Consider the following 15,365-nt stretch of genomic DNA (forward strand, 5'->3'; position numbering starts at 1 on the left):
TTATGGTCTGCTGCATCATCTGCCGCGCACCCCGTTTCGTTTTTTATTCCATTATATCACCCTGCCGAACCGATTTCATCCGCTAGCGCAAAAAAGTATATGGACAAAAACCAATCCCCCGAAGCGCCGCTCCGGGGGATTGCTGCAAGGCTTATGAAATTGGCTCAGTTGAAGCCGAAGATCTTCTGGCTGATTTTGTAGGCGGTCACTGCGAAGGCACGGCCCACCGGATTGTTCCAGTTCATGGCCTGGCCCATCACGCCCCGGCGCAGCCGGTAATAGGCCCAGGGGTCGTTGGCCTTGATGTGGTTCCACAGCTCCTGCTTCTTGGCCAGATTCTCGGCGGTGCCGCTGCGGATCATCAGGATGGAGGAAACCACAGTGATGATCTCCAGATAATTGTACAGGTACTGGCGCAGGCGGGTGTTCTTGATGCTCTGCAGGCGTACCTGCTGCAGCATCAGCTTGTTCACCTTGATCTGCTGGTCGATGCGCTTGATCATCACGCTCTCGTTCACCGACTGATCGCCCCGGCCGATGAAGTAGTGGTAGAAATCCACATTGATGTAGTAGATGCTCTTCACGTACTGCATGGGCACGTACACGAACAGGTTATCCACATAGAAGGTGTGGCGGGGCAGATCCAGACCGCTGTCGATCAGCAGCTGGGTGCGGTAGATCACCGAGTGCATCAGGATGTACTGGCCCTTGTGGAAGCGGCCCACCTGATCCCAGCCGATCACCTGCTCTTCGGGCAGGGCGTTGCCGTAGCTCATCACCTTTTTATGGCGGGCGCCCACCTTGTCGTACACAAAGTTGCTCACCACCAGGTCCACCTCCTGGTCGCCGTGCACGAAGCCGCGCAAAGCGCACAGGATCTTGGCAAAGGCCTCTTCATCCACCCAGTCGTCGCTGTCCACGACCTTGAAGTAACGGCCCCGGGCGTTTTTCAAGCCGGCCATCACCGCCGCGCCGTGGCCGCCGTTCTCCTGATGCACCGCACGCACGATGCCGGGATACAGTCGCTCGTATTCATCCGCAATGGCAGCGGTATCGTCCTTGGAGCCGTCGTTCACAATCAGGATCTCCACCTCGTCGCCGCCGGTGAGCAGGGTATCCACACAATGGCGCATGTAGTCCTGCGAGTTGAAGCAGGGCACTGCGATCGATAACAGTTTCATGTTTCACACACCTTTATATTGATTTGCCGCCCGCCGCCCCTCAACGGAGAGAACGAACCGGCCCGCAAGCTGTTTTGGTCATAATTTTGACAAAATGTTACTTGTATATCATCGCGCGAACATCGTTCAAAGTCAAGTGAATCCCACAAATTCATGCGACTTTTCTCCATTTTTTACAACTTTTACACCAAAAACGGCGCATCCCGCCAAGGGATACGCCGTTTTTTGATGATTTTAACAGGAAGCTTCTCTGCCCGGTCAGCAGGTGGCGCCGCCCTTCATATGCTTCTGGGCAGCCAGGTTCTCCTGCTTGCGGGCCAGCAGCTCATCGCTCAGCAGCTGGCGCTGCACCTCCTCGAAGCCGATGCGGGCCACGGTGTCGGCAAAGCGCTCGCCGGTGATGCCCTGCTCGCGGAACAGCAGAATGGCCTTTTCGATCACATCCAGCACCTCCTGGCGGTCGGTAAAGACCTTATCCAGGTAACGGCCCTGGGCAACCTTCTTGCCCCAGCGGCCGCCGATGTAGACGCGGTAGCCGTCGATGTGGTCCTCCACGGCCTTGAAGGGGCACTTGCCCACGCAGCGGCCGCAGTGGTTGCAGGCCTCGGGGTCGATGTGGATTTTGCCGTTCTCCATCTTGGCCACGTGGATGGGGCAGGTCTCCTCGATCTGGCAGACCTTGCAGCCGCGGCACTTGTCCAGCTGGATCTGGGGAATGCGCTGGCCGATCACGCCCAGGTCGTTCAGGTCCGGCTTGACGCAGTTGTTGGGGCAGCCGCCCACGGCGATCTTGAACTTGTGGGGCAGCTTGACCTCATGGTAGCCCTTGTAGAACCGCTCGTGGATCTCCTGAGAAAGCCCGAAGGTGTCGATCAGGCCGTACTGGCAGGTGGTGCCCTTGCAGGAAACCACCGGGCGCACCTTGCTGCCGGTGCCGCCCATTTCCAGGCCGGCGTTCAGCAGGTACTCCCGCAGGGGCTCGATGTTGGCAAAGGGCACGCCCTGAATCTCCAGAGTCAGGCGGCTGGTCATGGTCACCTCGCCGCTGCCGAACTTCTCGGCGGCCTGGGCCACTGCCATCTGCTCGGCGGCGGTGAGCTTGCCGTTGCGGGTGATCACCCGGCCGTTGAACTTGTCCGGGGTGCGCTTGTCCCACAAAAAGCCCAAGGCCTTCACCCGGGTGACCTCAGCGGAGGACACCTTCGCGCCCACAGACTCCACACGCACGTCATTGAAGAAGCTGGCGCCCTCCAGCACCAGAGTATTGGTGTAGCCGTAGCTGCGCAGCCGGTTCTGCATGAAGTAGGCCCGCTTGCCCTTGTTGCACACGATCAGCAGCTTGTCGTCCTTGTCCAGACCCTCCACCGGGCCGTTCAGGGTCTCCAGCTGCACGAAGGTGGCGCCGTGGATGCTGGGGGCGGGGGTGGCATCCACCACCCGGTAGCCCTTGGCCGCGCCCGCCTGATACTCGGCGGGGGTGATGCTGGCGATCTTGCCCTCCAGCTTGTTTTCCAGCAGATACACCGCCTGCACAAAGGGATGGATGGCGGTGGAGAAGGGCGGCGCATAGGCCAGGTCCAGATTGTCGAAGTCCTCCAGGGCCGCGCCCATGGAGATGCCGGTTACCGCGATGTCCACCATCTTGTCCACCGCGCCGGGGCCCAGCACCTGGATGCCCAGCAGCTTGTGAGTGGCCTTGTCGGCGATGAGCTTGGTGGCAAACCAGGCGGAATCCGGATAGTAGTGGGCCTTGTCGTCGCTCACCAGCAGGGCGGTGGCCACGTCATAGCCTGCCTGACGGGCGGCAGCCTCGGTCAGACCGGTGCGGCCGCAATTCAAACCGGGCAGCTTGACCACGCCGGTGCCCAGCACACCGGGATAACGCTTGTTCTCGCCGGTCAGCGCCAGGGCCAGAGTGCGGGCCTCCATGTTGGCGGAGGAGCCCATGGGCGACCACTGGGCCGCGCCGGTGAGCCGGTTGGTCACCAGAGCACAGTCGCCCGCGGCGTACACATCCGGCAGGTTGGTGCGCAGCTGGCCGTCCACCGGGATGGTTCCCTTGACCATCTCCAGGCCGCTGCCCTCCAGAAAAGCGGTGTTGGGACGGATGCCCGCGCTCACCACCACCACATCGGCAGGCAGAGTGCCCGCCTCGGTCTTCACGGCGGTGACCCGGCCGTCGCCCAGAATGACCTGGGCCGCGGTGCCGGTCATCACCCGGATGCCGGCCGCCTGCAGCTTCTTGCGGGCAAAGCCGGCCATTTCCTCATCCAGCACGCCGGGCATGATCTGACCCGCCACGTCGAGTACCGTCACATTCAGCCCTTGAGTCAGCAGGTTCTCCGCCGCCTCCAGGCCGATGAAGCCGCCGCCGATGACCACTGCGTTCTTGGCGGCGTTCTGCTCCAGATAGCCGCGCAGAGCGATGGCGTCGTCCGGGGTGCGCAGCTTGAACACGCCCTGCTGGGCCGCGCCCTCGATGGGCGGGATCACGCTGGACGCGCCGGTGGCAATGATCAGGGAATCGTATTCATAGGTCTCGGTCTCACCGCTGGTCAGGTTCTTGGCGGTCACGGTCTTGGCCGCCGCGTTCAGGCCCACGGCCTCCCGGCCGGTGAGAACCTTGGCGCCGGTGAGGGCGGTGTACTTTTGCGGGGTATTCACGATCAGCTCGTCACGGGTCTCAATCAGGCCGCCCACATAATAGGGCAGGCCGCAGCCCGCGTAGGAGATGTCCCGGTCCATGACCAGAATGGTCACATCCGCGGACTGATTCTGCCGTTTAATTTTGGCAGCAGCCTTGGTACCGGCGGCAACGCCGCCCAGGATCAACACCTTCATTGCTCTTCCTCCTGTTCTCTCAAATCGCCTGTGCTCTTAACCGTGGCAGTGACCGCCGCAGCTGTGGGAAGCGCCGTGGCTGCCGCAGTCGTGGCCCTCGCCCTCCTCGTGGTGATGATTGCAGGTCACATCGCCGTTCATGGGCAGAGCGCCCTGCAGCAGCTGCTCCACCACTGCGTCGGTGCTGCCGGCCGCGCCCGCGTATACCGCGATACCCGCCTGGGCCAGCGCCTGGCGCGCGCCGCCGCCGATGCCGCCGCAGATCAGCACCTGCACACCCTGGGCCTGCAGAAAGCCCGCCAGCGCACCGTGGCCCTGGCCATTGGTGTCCACCACCCGGCTGCCGGTGATCTGCTTGCCCTCGGCCTCATACAGCTTGAACTGCTCGGTGTGGCCAAAGTGCTGGAATACGTTGCCGTTTTCGTAAGTAACCGCGATTTTCATTCTTCTTCAACCTCTTTTACGCAAAGAAACGGCCGCCCACGGGCAGCCAAAGGCCCCGGTCCGACCGCGCTTTGATAATTTTATACCTCTATATTACGCCTTTCGGGGCAGCTTTTGCAATTGACAAAGTCACAAAAGCTGCCCCGAATCACTTTATTTGTGCGCAGGCGTAAAATAATATTCCCCCGCTTGGTCCCGGTGGCCCCGCACACCGAACACCCGGTCGATGCGGCCGGAGGCGAACATCTGCTCCGGCGTTTCAAAGGCCACCAGCTGCCCGGCCTCCATCAAAGCGATGTGATGGCTCACCCGCAGCGCCTGAGCCAGGTCGTGCAGCACCATTACGATGGTCTTTCCCTGCTCGTTCAGCCGCTGGAGAAGGCTCAGAATCTCGAACTGGACCCCCAGGTCCAGATAGGTGGTGGGCTCGTCCAGCAGGATGATCCGGGTGTCCTGCGCCAGAGCCATGGCGATGTAGGCCCGCTGGCGCTCGCCGCCGGAAAGCTCCCGCAAATCCCGCCCGCGCCATTGCTCCACTCCGGCGGCCTGCATGGCCCGGGCCACCTGCTGCCGGTCCTCCGGGCGCATGCGGCGGGAAAGGCCCAGGTAGGGGAACCGCCCGTGGGCCACCAGTCTTTCCACCGTGATGGCGGGCACGTCCCGCACCTGGGGCATCAGCGAGGCAAACCGGGCAAACTCCCGGCGGTCGTAGCCCTCAACCGGGCGGCCTGCCGCCAGCACCTGGCCCGCGGAAGGGGTCAGCTGCCGGGCCGCCACCCGCAAAAGAGTTGTCTTGCCGCAGCCGTTGGGGCCGATCAGGGTAGTGATGCGCCCTGCGGGGATGGTGAGCGACACATCCCGCAGGACCACGCCGCCCTGATACCCGGCGGTGATGTGCTTCAATTCAATCATAGACCCGGCTCCTTTTCTGACGCAGCAGCAAAAACAGGAAAAACGGCCCGCCCAGGAAGGACATGAGGATGCCCACCGGCAGCTCGAAGGGGGCAAACAGCACCCGGCCCAGGCTGTCGCACGCCAGCACAAAGGCCATGCCCAGCAGCGCCGAGGCGGGCAGCAGAAACCGGTTTTCGCCGCCCACCAGCCGCCGGGCCGCATGGGGCACCAGCAGGCCCACGAAGCCCAGCAGGCCCGCAAAGCTCACCGCCGCGCCTGCCAGCAGGCTGGAGGCCAGAATACACAGAAAGCGCACCAGACCCACCCGCATGCCCAGCGAGGAGGCGGTCTCCTCCCCCAGCTGCAAAAGGTCCAGGTCCGCCGCCAGAAACAGCGCCAGCACAAAGCCCGCGCCGATGTAGGCCGCCGCGGGCCACAGAGAACTGAGGGCCACGCCGGAAAAGCTGCCGGTCATAAAGCCGGTGGCTCCCACCACCTGGTCCGGATAGAGCAGGGTGATGGTGTCGATTCCGGCGGAGAGAATCCCGCTCACCGCGATGCCCGCCAGCACCAGCGTGACCCGGGAAAGCCCCGCCTTTGCCGCCAGGCCGTAGATGAACAGGGTGGTGAGCAGCGCCCCCAGAAAGGCGGCCGCCGCCATGATTCCCGGCACGCCGGGCAGTAAAGTGGCCGCCGCGATGGCGAAAAAGCCTGCACCGGAGTTCACGCCGATCACGTTGGGGCTGGCCATGGCGTTGTTCAGCACCCCTTGAATGAGGGCACCCGCCACCGCCAGCGCAAGGCCCGCCAGCATGCAGGCCAGCGTGCGGGGCAGGCGCACATACACAAAGATGCGCCAGGTGGTGGAGCCGGTGTCGCCGGTGCGCAGCACCTGCCACAGCTGGCCCAGCGAAAGGGTCTGGCTGCCGCTGCACAGGCTGATGGCCGCAGCAACAACCGCAGCCACCGCCAGCACGGCCAGCACCGTCAGCTTGCCTTTAGCCGATCTGGCCGGCAAGCTCCGGGTAAAGGATCTTGGCAAGATATGCATAGCTCTCCCCCCAGCGTGCATTGGGCTTGTAGTGGAACAGGTCCTTGGGCAGGGTCAGGCAGCGGTCGTTCTGCACCGCGGTCAGCTGCTGCCAGGCCGGATTGTTCTCCACATTCTGGGCCATGTAGTCCATGGCCTGCTGCTCCGAGCCCATGGTGGTGATGAAGATGTAGTCCGGGTCCTCGGCGATGATCTCCTCCAGGTTGATGTCCTCCAGAAGCGACTCATGCCGGGCCACCATGTTGTCGGCGCCCAGGTCCTCCAGCATATAGCCCACCATGTTATCGGCGCCCTTGGCCTTCACACCGGTGGAGTAGGCCCGCAGCAGCAATACCGTGGGACTTTCCTCGTCCTTTACCAGCTCACGGATCTGATCGATCTGTTCTTTGACTGCCAGTCCGTTCTGCTCGTACAGGTCCTGACGGCCGGTGAACTGACACAGCTGGGCCAGCATATCCAGGTATTCCTCAAAGGAATCCACCCGGTAGTAGGCATGGGTGATGCCCGCCTGGGTGAGCGCCTGGTCCATGTCCACCTGGCTGGAGGTGTCCGCATTCATAATCACGAAGTCCGGGTCGGCGGCGATGATCTCCTCCAGATTGGGCTCCTTCACAGTGCCAATGATGGCCACCTCCTCGCCCAGGTCCATGCCCCGTTCCTCAATGGCATCCTGGGTGGCGCCCACCAGGGTACCGCCCGCCAGGGTCCAGGTCTCGGCGTAGCTGCCGTAGGTGGCCACCACCCGTTCGGTACTCTCCACCGTGACCGTGTTGCCCACCGCATCGGTGAAGGTGTAAGCCCCGTCGCTCTGGCTGGTGCTGCCCGGCTGAGCCTGCTGGGAGGCCGCACTGGCCGCCGCGCTGCTGGCCGTACTGCTGCCGCTGCTCTGGGCCGTGCCGCAGCCCGCAAGCAGGGCGGCGGAAAGAGCCGCAGCCAGCACAGCCGCGCCGATCTGTTTGCCTGTTTTCATGTTTGATTCTCCTTTGTGCGTGGCAATAAGCTTAGTCAAAAATCTGCCGGGCCACGTCCGCCGAGCATTTGGCATCCTTCACGTAGTAATCCGCACCGATCATTTTAGCGTAGTCCGGCGTGAGCACCGCGCCGCCCACCATGATCTTGCAGTCCACTCCGGCCGCCCGCAGCGCCTCGATGGTCTGCTGCATGGCGGGCAGGGTGGTGGTCATCAGGGCGCTCAGGCCCACCAGCTTTGCGCCGTGGCGGCTGGCCGCCTCCACCACCGTTTCCGGCGGCACGTCCCGGCCCAGGTCGATCACCCGGTAGCCGTAGTTTTCCAGAATCACCTTCACGATGTTCTTACCGATGTCGTGGATATCGCCCTTCACGGTGGCCACCACGATGGGGCCCTTCTTCTCGCCGGAAACACCCTGCTTTTCGATGGCAGTCTTCACCTCATCGAAAGCCACCTGGGCCGCTGCCGCGCTCTGCAGCAGCTGGGGCAGAAAGCAGGTGCCCTTTTCAAAGGCGTCGCCCACCTGGTCCAGCGCCGGGATCAGCACCCCGTTCACCAGCTCCTGGGGGTCGGTGGTCTCCAGCGCCAGCCGGGCCGCCTCGCCCGCTTGGGCCTTCAGACCCAGAATCACCGCGTCCTTCAGGTCCACCGGCGCGCCGGGCTGGGCCGCAGTCTGCACCGGGGCGGCGGTCTGACCGCCATAGGCCGCGATGTACTCCGCCGCGCCCTCGTCCTGGGCGGTGAACACCCGGAAGGAGCGCACCGCTGCCATCATGGAGGGCTCGTTGGGATTCATGATGGGCAGGTCCAGCCCGTGGGCCAGTGCCGTGCCCAGGAATGCCGTGTTCAGCTGGGGCCGCATCGGCAGGCCGAAGGACACGTTGGAAACGCCCAGCACGGTCTTCAGGCCCAGCTCTTCCTTAACGGTGCGCACCGCCCGCAGGGTGTCCCACACGTCCTGCTGCTGGGCGCTGGCGGTCAGGGTCAGGCAGTCGATGTACACATCCTCTTTGGGGATGCCCGCCTCAAGCGCCGCGTCCAGAATGCGGCGGGCCATCTCCACCCGGTCCTCCGCTTTGGCGGGGATGCCGCTGTCGTTGAGGGTCAGGCCAACCACCGCCGCGCCGTACTTTTTGCACAGGGGCAGCACCGCCGCCAGCACCGCGGGCTCGGCGTTCACCGAGTTCACGATGGGCTTGCCGTTGTAGACCCGCAGGCCCGCCTCCAGCACATCAGGACGGGTGGAGTCCAGCTGCAGGGGCAGCTCGGTCACGCCCTGAATGGCGGTCACCGCCCGGCGCATCATCTCCGCCTCGTCGATCTCCGGCAGACCCACGTTCACATCCAGAATCTGCGCGCCCGCCTGAGCCTGCTCCACTGCCTGGCCCAGCAGGTAATCCATGTCACCGGCCCGCAGAGCTTCCTTCATCTTCTTTTTGCCGGTGGGGTTGATCCGCTCGCCGATCACGGTACCAGGGCGCACCTTCACCGCCTGCATGGCCGAGCAGACCCAGCTTTCCGGCTGGTAGGCCGCCCGCTTGGGGGCACAGCCCGCAAAGCATTCCGCCAGCTCCTTCAAATAGGCCGGGCTGGTGCCGCAGCAGCCGCCCACAGCGGCCACGCCCAGCCGCTTGTACTGTTCCATCTGGTCCCGGAAATCCGCCGGGTGCAGGTCATACAGACCGGTGGCCGGGTCGGGCAGGCCTGCATTGGGCTTTGCGAACACCGGCAGACGGCAGGCGGCGCAGAGCCGCTCCACCAGAGGCATGATCTCGGCGGGGCCCAGCGAGCAGTTGATGCCCACCGCGTCCGCGCCCAGGCCCTGGGCGGTCACCGCGAAGCTTTCCACCTGACAGCCGGTAAAGGTCCGGCCGGTGGACTCAAAGGTCATGGAGGCCATCACCGGCAGATCGCAGGTTTCCTTTGCGGCCAGGATACCCGCCTTCACCTCCAGCAGGTCGGTCATGGTCTCAAAATACACCGCATCCGCACCGGCGGCAGCGCCCGCCGCCACCACCTCTTTGAACAGGTCACAGGCCTGTTCAAAGGGCAAAGTGCCCATGGGCTGAAGCATCTCGCCCAGAGGGCCGATGTCCAGCAGAATTTTCGCATTGGTGCCCTCGGCGGCCTTTTTGGCGCACTGCACTGCGGCGGTGACCACCTGGGCCACCGTGTAGCCGCAGCCCGCCAGCTTTTTGCCGTTGGCGCCGAAGGTGTTGGTGCTGATATAGTTGGAGCCAGCCTCCAGATAGGCCTTATGGATGCCGGTCACCACCTCCGGATGGGTCGCGCTCCACACATCCGGGATCTCGCCGGGAGCCAGACCCGCCTGCTGCAGCATGGTTCCCATGGCCCCGTCCAGAATCCAGACGCGGCTCTCGTCAAACAATTTATTGGGCACAGGGTTTGCCCTCCTTTCGTTTTGTGCAGGTCTCCCGCAAGGCGCAGGTGGCGCAGCCCGCCAGCTTTCCCTTCACCGGGTGGTCCGCCGCGCCGCACAGGGCGGTGATGCTTTTGCCCGGGGTAAGCACACAGCTGGCAGTGGAGCAAATCCCTGCCTGACGGCCCGCGTCCAGCCACTGCACAAAGGCAGGCTGCACCGTGATGGGCCAGTCGCCGTAGCCGGGGGAAAACCGCCCGGTCAGGTAGCGCCCTTCAGACTCCAGCAGCGTCCGCTGCTCCGCCTCCAGGGCATCGGCCAGCTGCTCCACCAGGGTGCTTGCGGCAGCGTCCAGCACCACGCCGTAGGCCATATCGGTGGCCATGGCCCGGCGCAGAGCGCTGTCCACCCCGGCGCCCAGGGTCACCGCCAGCAAAAGGCCCTCGTCGCAGCCCTTCAGATGAGCAGCAATGTCCCGCCCGGCCAGCAGGGGAGAAAGCTTGTCCGCGCTCACCCGGCGCACGGCAGCCCGGGGCGCAGCAGTTCGCCACAGCTCGGCGGCGGCTTTGTCCAGCAGAGCGTCCACCGCCGGAGGGACCTCCTTGCCCGCGCCGCCCAGATACCGCAGCGCCTCGGCCCGGTCCAGCGCCGGGGGCAGCGGCCGGATCACGCCTTGGCCTCCGGCAGCAGGTCCCGGATGCCCTCATACACCCGGCGGGCCACCTCGGGGTTGTTCATGGCGTACAGGTGCACGCCGTCCGCGCCGCCCTCGATCAGATCCCGCAGCTGCTCGATGGCATAGTTGATGCCCGCGTCGAACAGGGCGGCGTCGTCGCCGTCGTACCGGCTGATCATCTTGGTGAACCGGGGCGGCAGGCTGGCGCTGCTCAGGGCCACGGTGCGCTGCACCTGCCGGGCGGACACAATGGGCATGACGCCCGCCTGCACCGGGGCCTGGATGCCTGCCTTGCGCACCAGATTCATAAAGCGGTAGTAGCGGGCGTTGTCGAAGAACAGCTGGGTAACCAGATGCTCCACACCCGCATCCAGCTTGTATTTCAGATTCTCCACATCCTGGCGCAGGGTCTCACTCTCCACATGGCCCTCCGGGTAGCAGGCGCCCGCCAGATAGAAATCCCCCTTGCCCTTTACAAAGGTGGCCAGATCGCTGGCATGGAAAAAGTCCTTGCTGCGGGGAGCATCGGGGCAGATGTCGCCCCGCAGGGTGAGCACGTTCTCAATGCCTGCATCCTGCAGCGCCTGCACGGTTTCGGCCACCTGCTCGCGGGTGGAGTTGATACCGGTCAGATGGGCCAGCGGCTCCACCCCCAGCTCCTGCTTCAGGTGCCGGGCAATCTGCACGGTGGACAGACCCGCCTTGCCGCCGCCCGCGCCGTAGGTCACGCTGATGTAATCCGGCGAGAGGCCGGCCAGCTTCTCCAGCGTGGGATAGAGACTTTCGGGTGTGGCCCCGTTCTTCTTGGGCGGAAACACCTCGATGGAAAACACACATTCTTTTTGCCGGAACACCTGCGACAGACGCATAGCGCTAGCCCTCCCCTTCTATTTGCTTTGGTTTGGGCAATACCGCACAATTCCAGGTGGTGGAGCGCGTCAGAAATTTTTTGTGATATGAACCCAAAAGCGCAGGCAATCCTTGGTGGATTGGCGAGCATTTTGGGAAAATAGCACGGAAAATTCTGGCGCGACACGCCGCCTGAGCCGTTAGGCGTGAATTGTGCGGTGTTGCCTCTTTATTGCATTAGCAGTAACAATTGTTCTATTATAGCATAGATGCCGGGCTTGAAAAAGTTTTTTCTTTTTGTCTGCAATAATCCGGCCTGCCCAGGCGTATTCCGTGCAGCAGGCGCAACAAACCGCCCCCGCCCGGGCATACTAGGCAGTGCGGCGGCCCGGCGGCCTGCATTGGTTTAACACAAGAAAAAGGAGTTATTTTTATGAAAAAGCTTGCAATCACCCTCACCGCCCTGACCCTGGCCCTGGCTCTGGCCGCCTGCGGTTCCACCGCCGGCAGCTCCTCCAGCACCGCCACCTCCGGCGCGGCTTCCTCCTCCGCTTCTTCCTCCGCTTCCTCCTCCACCTCTTCCGAGAGCAGCTCCACTGCCGCTGTGGACACCAGCGACCTGACGAGCCTGATGGACGCTCTGTTCAGCGGCATCGCCGAGGACCAGATGCCTATGCTCATGCCCCAGGAGGACGGCAGCAAGTACGCCCCCATCACCGAGGAGAACTCCGAGTACAACACCGGCGTTGCCCTGAGTGCTTATAAGGAGGGCATCTGCGCCGAGGCCGCCATCAGCGCCCAGGCCCATTCCGTCTGCCTGCTGAAGGCCAACAGCGCCGACGAGGCCGCTCAGCTGGCCGAGGATGTGGCTGCCAATGCCAACCCCAACAAGTGGATCTGCGTGGGCGCCGAGCGCACCATCGTTGCCTACTCCGGCGATACCGTGCTGCTGGCCATGAGCTTCAACGATCTGGCCCAGACTGTTCTGGACAACTTCACCGCCCAGTTCGGCGCTGAGAACGTGACCGTTGTGAAGGACGAGGCCAGCGCCGACATGGCCATGCCCGAGGGCGACATGACCTCTGACCCGGTGGCCGCTATGCCTGAGGACGCTTCCGGTGCGCTGTAAGCCGGTTGCGATCAGCTGCGCGGCGGCCGCCCTGCTGCTGGCCGCCGCGCTGGCCCTTCCGCTGGCCGCCCAGCGCCGCCAGCCGGACGAAAACGGAATGTATCAGCAGGAGGGCTACTGGGTGCAGTATCTGGGTGAGCGCAACGAAAAGAGCGCCGATTCCTTTGTAAAAAAGATAAACGGCCTGTGCGACACCCTGCTCACCGAAGAGAACAGCGTCTTTTGCTCCATCATTCCCGATAAATCCCACTACCTGCCGGACGAGGGCTGGCCGGTGCTGGACTACGACACACTGGCCCGACAGGTGCAGGCCGGGCTGGATGACTCCATCACCTGGATCGGCCTTGCGGACCGCCTTACCCTGACGGACTACTATAAAACCGACGCTCACTGGAGGCAGGAAACGCTGCAGCCGGTGGTGGACGCACTGGGCGAGGCCATGGGCTTTTCCCAGGACCTGTCCGGCTGGGAGGAGAATGTGTTCGAGGGCTTTGTGGGCAGCTACGGCAAGTACATCCCTGAGGGGGCCGAGCCGGAAACGCTGGTCTGGCTGACCAGCCCGGCCACCGAGACCGCCCGGGTGGATAACTTCCAGTACCCGGACGCCACCGCGGTTTACGACACCTCCAAACTCAGCGGTGCGGGCAGCTACGATATGTTTCTGAATGGGGCCACCCCCTTGCAGACCATCGAAAACCCGAACGCCGCCACCGACCGGGAGCTGGTGATTTTTCGGGATTCCTTCGCCAGCAGTCTGGCCCCGCTTTTATGCGAACAGTACCGCACCATCACCCTGATCGACCTGCGCTATATGGTCAGCGGTCTGGTGCCCCAATACGTGACCTTCACCGACCAGGACGTGCTGTTTCTGTTCAGCAGCTGGGTGGTGAACGAGAGTGCCATGCTGCGCTGAAACAAGGCCGCTTTTCCGCCCCGGGAAGCCCCGGAACGGAAGGCGGCCTTTTGTGCGCCCGGTTTGCAAAAGCGGGTGGAGTATGGTAGGATATTGGCAAGAGAATTTTCGCCCGGAAAGGGGGCTTTTAGCCATGAAGATCATGGAATCCGCCGAGGATTATCTGGAGACTATCCTGGTGCTTCTGCACCGGAAGGGCCACGTGCGCTCCATCGACATCGCCAACGAGATGTCCTATTCCAAGCCCAGCGTTTCCACTGCCATGAAAAAGCTGCGGGAAAACGGTTACATCCATGTGGACGAGATCGGCCTGATCACCTTGACCGACGAGGGCCGCGCCATCGCCGAGAGCGTGTACGAGCGGCACACCCTGCTCAGCCAGGTGCTCATCGACCTGGGTGTTCCCGAGGACATTGCCCGCGAGGACGCCTGCCGTCTGGAGCACGACCTGCATCCGGTCAGTTTTGAGCGGATCAAGGAATGCTATCATCGCCACAAAAAGGAGGCCTGAACAGGGCCATGCCGCGGGCAGCCCATCACTCACCGGGCTGCCCGCCTTCTGCTTTAATATAAACCAAACAGATACGAGGTGTTGTTTGCATGAATTACGAAGAAATCCGCGCCCAGAGCGCACAGGCCGTGCGGGAGCTGCTGGCCGCCGCCAACCTGCGGCCGGGCAGCATTCTGGTGGTGGGCTGTTCCTCCAGCGAGATCGTGGGCAGTCAGATCGGCCACGGCTCCAGTCTGGAGGCCGCACAGGCCGTGTATGAGGGCATTGCGCCGGTGCTGCGCGAGGCCGGGGTCTTCCTGGCCGCTCAGTGCTGCGAGCATCTGAACCGGGCCATCATCCTGGAAGCGGAGGCCCTGCCCGCCGGGGCCGAGCCGGTGAACGTGATTCCCCAGCCCAAGGCGGGCGGCAGCTTTGCCACCACCTGCTGGCAGCGGTTTGCCCATCCGGTGGCGCTGGAGGTCATCCGGGCGGATGCGGGCATGGACATCGGCGACACCCTGATTGGCATGCATCTGAAGGCGGTGGCCGTGCCGGTGCGTCTGAGCCTGCGCCGCATCGGTGAGGCCAATCTGGTGTGCGCCCGCACCCGCCCCAAATACATCGGCGGCAGCCGGGCTGCCTACGCCGAAGCGTAAAGGAGGCCGCCGCAATGAACGAACTGCATGAACAACTGGCCCAGCGCACCGCCCAGGTGCGCCGCCGCATGGACGAGGCCTGCCGCGCCGCCGGGCGTGCGCCCGACTCGGTGCAGCTGTGCGCCGCCAGCAAGACCCAGACCGCCGACACCGTGCGCGCCGCCTGGAACGCAGGCATCGATGTATTCGGCGAAAACCGGGTGCAGGAGCTGGTGGAAAAACGGGCCGCCGGGGCCTACGGCTCCACCCCGCTGCATTTCATCGGTCATCTGCAAACCAACAAGGTGCGCCAGGTGGTGGGCGCGGCCGATCTGATCGAGTCGGTGGATTCCGAGCATCTGCTGCTGGCCGTCCAGAAGGAGGCCGCCCGCCAGGGCATCGTGCAGCCGGTGCTGCTGCAGGTGAACATCGGCGCTGAGGCCAGCAAGGGCGGCGTTGCCCCCGAGGGGCTGACCGCACTTTTGGAGCAGGCGGACGGAATGGAGAACATTCTGGTGAAGGGCCTGATGTGCATTCCCCCGAAGGAGACCGACCCCGCCGCCCAGCGCCGCTGGTTCGCCGCCATGCGCGCCCTCTTTGATGAGGCCGCCGCCCGTTGCTGGACCCGCACCCGTATGGAGATTCTGTCCATGGGCATGAGCGGTGATTTTGAGGCCGCCATCCAGGAGGGCGCCACCCTGGTTCGGGTGGGCACCGCCATCTTCGGGCCCAGAGCCTACCCCCTGCCCGCCGAGCCCTGAGCCCCTGTACCTTCTGCCCAAAACAACTTGCTGCCCCGGCCATCCGCCGGGGCTTTTTTGCGCCCGTCTCCCCCGCTGCAATCTGGCAATATACCACAATAAAGTGGTAGCAAAACGCACTGTTCTTCCGCTTTTTTCACAAAACAGGGGC

At 63.8% G+C, this 15,365-nt stretch carries 14 protein-coding genes; 5 read left to right on the plus strand and 9 right to left on the minus strand.

Features of this window, described 5'->3' with window-relative positions; all coding sequences use genetic code 11:
* Window positions 1-164: 164 nt before the first annotated feature.
* From B5F28_RS08030 to B5F28_RS08070, 9 genes are all read right to left on the minus strand, one after another.
* The gene (locus B5F28_RS08030) at window positions 165-1,181 is read right to left on the minus strand and encodes a glycosyltransferase family 2 protein (RefSeq protein WP_087295063.1); all 1,017 of its coding nucleotides are present in this window, start codon (window positions 1,179-1,181) and stop codon (window positions 165-167) included.
* Between the two features lie 258 nt (window positions 1,182-1,439).
* Entirely contained in the window at window positions 1,440-4,022 is a 2,583-nt protein-coding gene (locus B5F28_RS08035) for an FAD-dependent oxidoreductase (protein WP_087295065.1), read from the minus strand.
* A gap of 36 nt (window positions 4,023-4,058) precedes the next feature.
* Window positions 4,059-4,466, minus strand: a complete 408-nt coding sequence (locus B5F28_RS08040; protein WP_087295067.1) for a NifB/NifX family molybdenum-iron cluster-binding protein — start codon at window positions 4,464-4,466, stop codon at window positions 4,059-4,061.
* A 153-nt stretch (window positions 4,467-4,619) separates the two neighbouring features.
* Window positions 4,620-5,378: an ABC transporter ATP-binding protein gene (locus B5F28_RS08045; RefSeq protein WP_087295069.1), complete on the minus strand. Its 759-nt coding sequence runs from the start codon at window positions 5,376-5,378 to the stop codon at window positions 4,620-4,622.
* Complete coding sequence (locus B5F28_RS08050) at window positions 5,371-6,378, minus strand: FecCD family ABC transporter permease (protein WP_247643438.1); 1,008 nt, start codon at window positions 6,376-6,378, stop codon at window positions 5,371-5,373. The genes B5F28_RS08045 and B5F28_RS08050 overlap by 8 nt, the downstream gene beginning before the upstream one ends.
* On the minus strand, window positions 6,359-7,381 hold the full coding sequence (locus B5F28_RS08055; protein WP_158097550.1) for an ABC transporter substrate-binding protein: 1,023 nt from the start codon (window positions 7,379-7,381) through the stop codon (window positions 6,359-6,361). The genes B5F28_RS08050 and B5F28_RS08055 overlap by 20 nt, the downstream gene beginning before the upstream one ends.
* Before the next feature lie 31 nt (window positions 7,382-7,412).
* The gene (locus B5F28_RS08060) at window positions 7,413-9,782 is read right to left on the minus strand and encodes a homocysteine S-methyltransferase family protein (protein WP_275532614.1); all 2,370 of its coding nucleotides are present in this window, start codon (window positions 9,780-9,782) and stop codon (window positions 7,413-7,415) included.
* On the minus strand, window positions 9,772-10,431 hold the full coding sequence (locus tag B5F28_RS08065; RefSeq protein WP_087295075.1) for a vitamin B12 dependent-methionine synthase activation domain-containing protein: 660 nt from the start codon (window positions 10,429-10,431) through the stop codon (window positions 9,772-9,774). Before B5F28_RS08065 ends, B5F28_RS08060 begins: the two co-directional genes overlap by 11 nt.
* Window positions 10,428-11,306, minus strand: coding sequence for a methylenetetrahydrofolate reductase (locus B5F28_RS08070; RefSeq protein ID WP_087295077.1), 879 nt, complete (start codon window positions 11,304-11,306; stop codon window positions 10,428-10,430). Before B5F28_RS08070 ends, B5F28_RS08065 begins: the two co-directional genes overlap by 4 nt.
* Window positions 11,307-11,719: 413 nt before the next feature.
* Here B5F28_RS08070 and B5F28_RS14885 point away from each other — a divergent pair, with 413 nt between their 5' ends.
* The 5 genes from B5F28_RS14885 (at window position 11,720) to B5F28_RS08095 (ending at window position 15,214) form a co-directional block, all read left to right on the plus strand.
* On the plus strand, window positions 11,720-12,415 hold the full coding sequence (locus B5F28_RS14885; RefSeq protein ID WP_087295079.1) for a hypothetical protein: 696 nt from the start codon (window positions 11,720-11,722) through the stop codon (window positions 12,413-12,415).
* A complete protein-coding gene (locus tag B5F28_RS08080) occupies window positions 12,405-13,328 on the plus strand; it encodes a DHHW family protein (RefSeq protein ID WP_087295080.1) in 924 nt (307 codons plus the stop codon). Before B5F28_RS14885 ends, B5F28_RS08080 begins: the two co-directional genes overlap by 11 nt.
* A gap of 133 nt (window positions 13,329-13,461) precedes the next feature.
* A complete protein-coding gene (locus B5F28_RS08085; RefSeq protein WP_087295082.1) occupies window positions 13,462-13,839 on the plus strand; it encodes a metal-dependent transcriptional regulator in 378 nt (125 codons plus the stop codon).
* A gap of 89 nt (window positions 13,840-13,928) precedes the next feature.
* Window positions 13,929-14,474 (plus strand): TIGR01440 family protein, encoded by a 546-nt coding sequence (locus B5F28_RS08090; RefSeq protein ID WP_087295084.1) that lies wholly within the window; start codon window positions 13,929-13,931, stop codon window positions 14,472-14,474.
* Between the two features lie 14 nt (window positions 14,475-14,488).
* A complete protein-coding gene (locus B5F28_RS08095) occupies window positions 14,489-15,214 on the plus strand; it encodes a YggS family pyridoxal phosphate-dependent enzyme (protein WP_087295086.1) in 726 nt (241 codons plus the stop codon).
* The last annotated feature ends 151 nt before the right edge of the window (window positions 15,215-15,365 follow it).

Source organism: Gemmiger sp. An194 (genome assembly GCF_002160145.1).
Lineage (GTDB): Bacteria > Bacillota > Clostridia > Oscillospirales > Ruminococcaceae > Allofournierella.

Bases quoted from the DNA above. Each gene is read 5' to 3' on its own strand.
- B5F28_RS08030 (WP_087295063.1), bottom strand. From the start codon at position 1,181: ATGAAACTGTTATCGATCGCAGTGCCCTGCTTCAACTCGCAGGACTAC.
- B5F28_RS08035 (WP_087295065.1), bottom strand. From the start codon at position 4,022: ATGAAGGTGTTGATCCTGGGCGGCGTTGCCGCCGGTACCAAGGCTGCT.
- B5F28_RS08040 (WP_087295067.1), bottom strand. From the start codon at position 4,466: ATGAAAATCGCGGTTACTTACGAAAACGGCAACGTATTCCAGCACTTT.
- B5F28_RS08045 (WP_087295069.1), bottom strand. From the start codon at position 5,378: ATGATTGAATTGAAGCACATCACCGCCGGGTATCAGGGCGGCGTGGTC.
- B5F28_RS08055 (WP_158097550.1), bottom strand. From the start codon at position 7,381: ATGAAAACAGGCAAACAGATCGGCGCGGCTGTGCTGGCTGCGGCTCTT.
- B5F28_RS08070 (WP_087295077.1), bottom strand. From the start codon at position 11,306: ATGCGTCTGTCGCAGGTGTTCCGGCAAAAAGAATGTGTGTTTTCCATC.
- B5F28_RS14885 (WP_087295079.1), top strand. From the start codon at position 11,720: ATGAAAAAGCTTGCAATCACCCTCACCGCCCTGACCCTGGCCCTGGCT.
- B5F28_RS08085 (WP_087295082.1), top strand. From the start codon at position 13,462: ATGAAGATCATGGAATCCGCCGAGGATTATCTGGAGACTATCCTGGTG.
- B5F28_RS08090 (WP_087295084.1), top strand. From the start codon at position 13,929: ATGAATTACGAAGAAATCCGCGCCCAGAGCGCACAGGCCGTGCGGGAG.
- B5F28_RS08095 (WP_087295086.1), top strand. From the start codon at position 14,489: ATGAACGAACTGCATGAACAACTGGCCCAGCGCACCGCCCAGGTGCGC.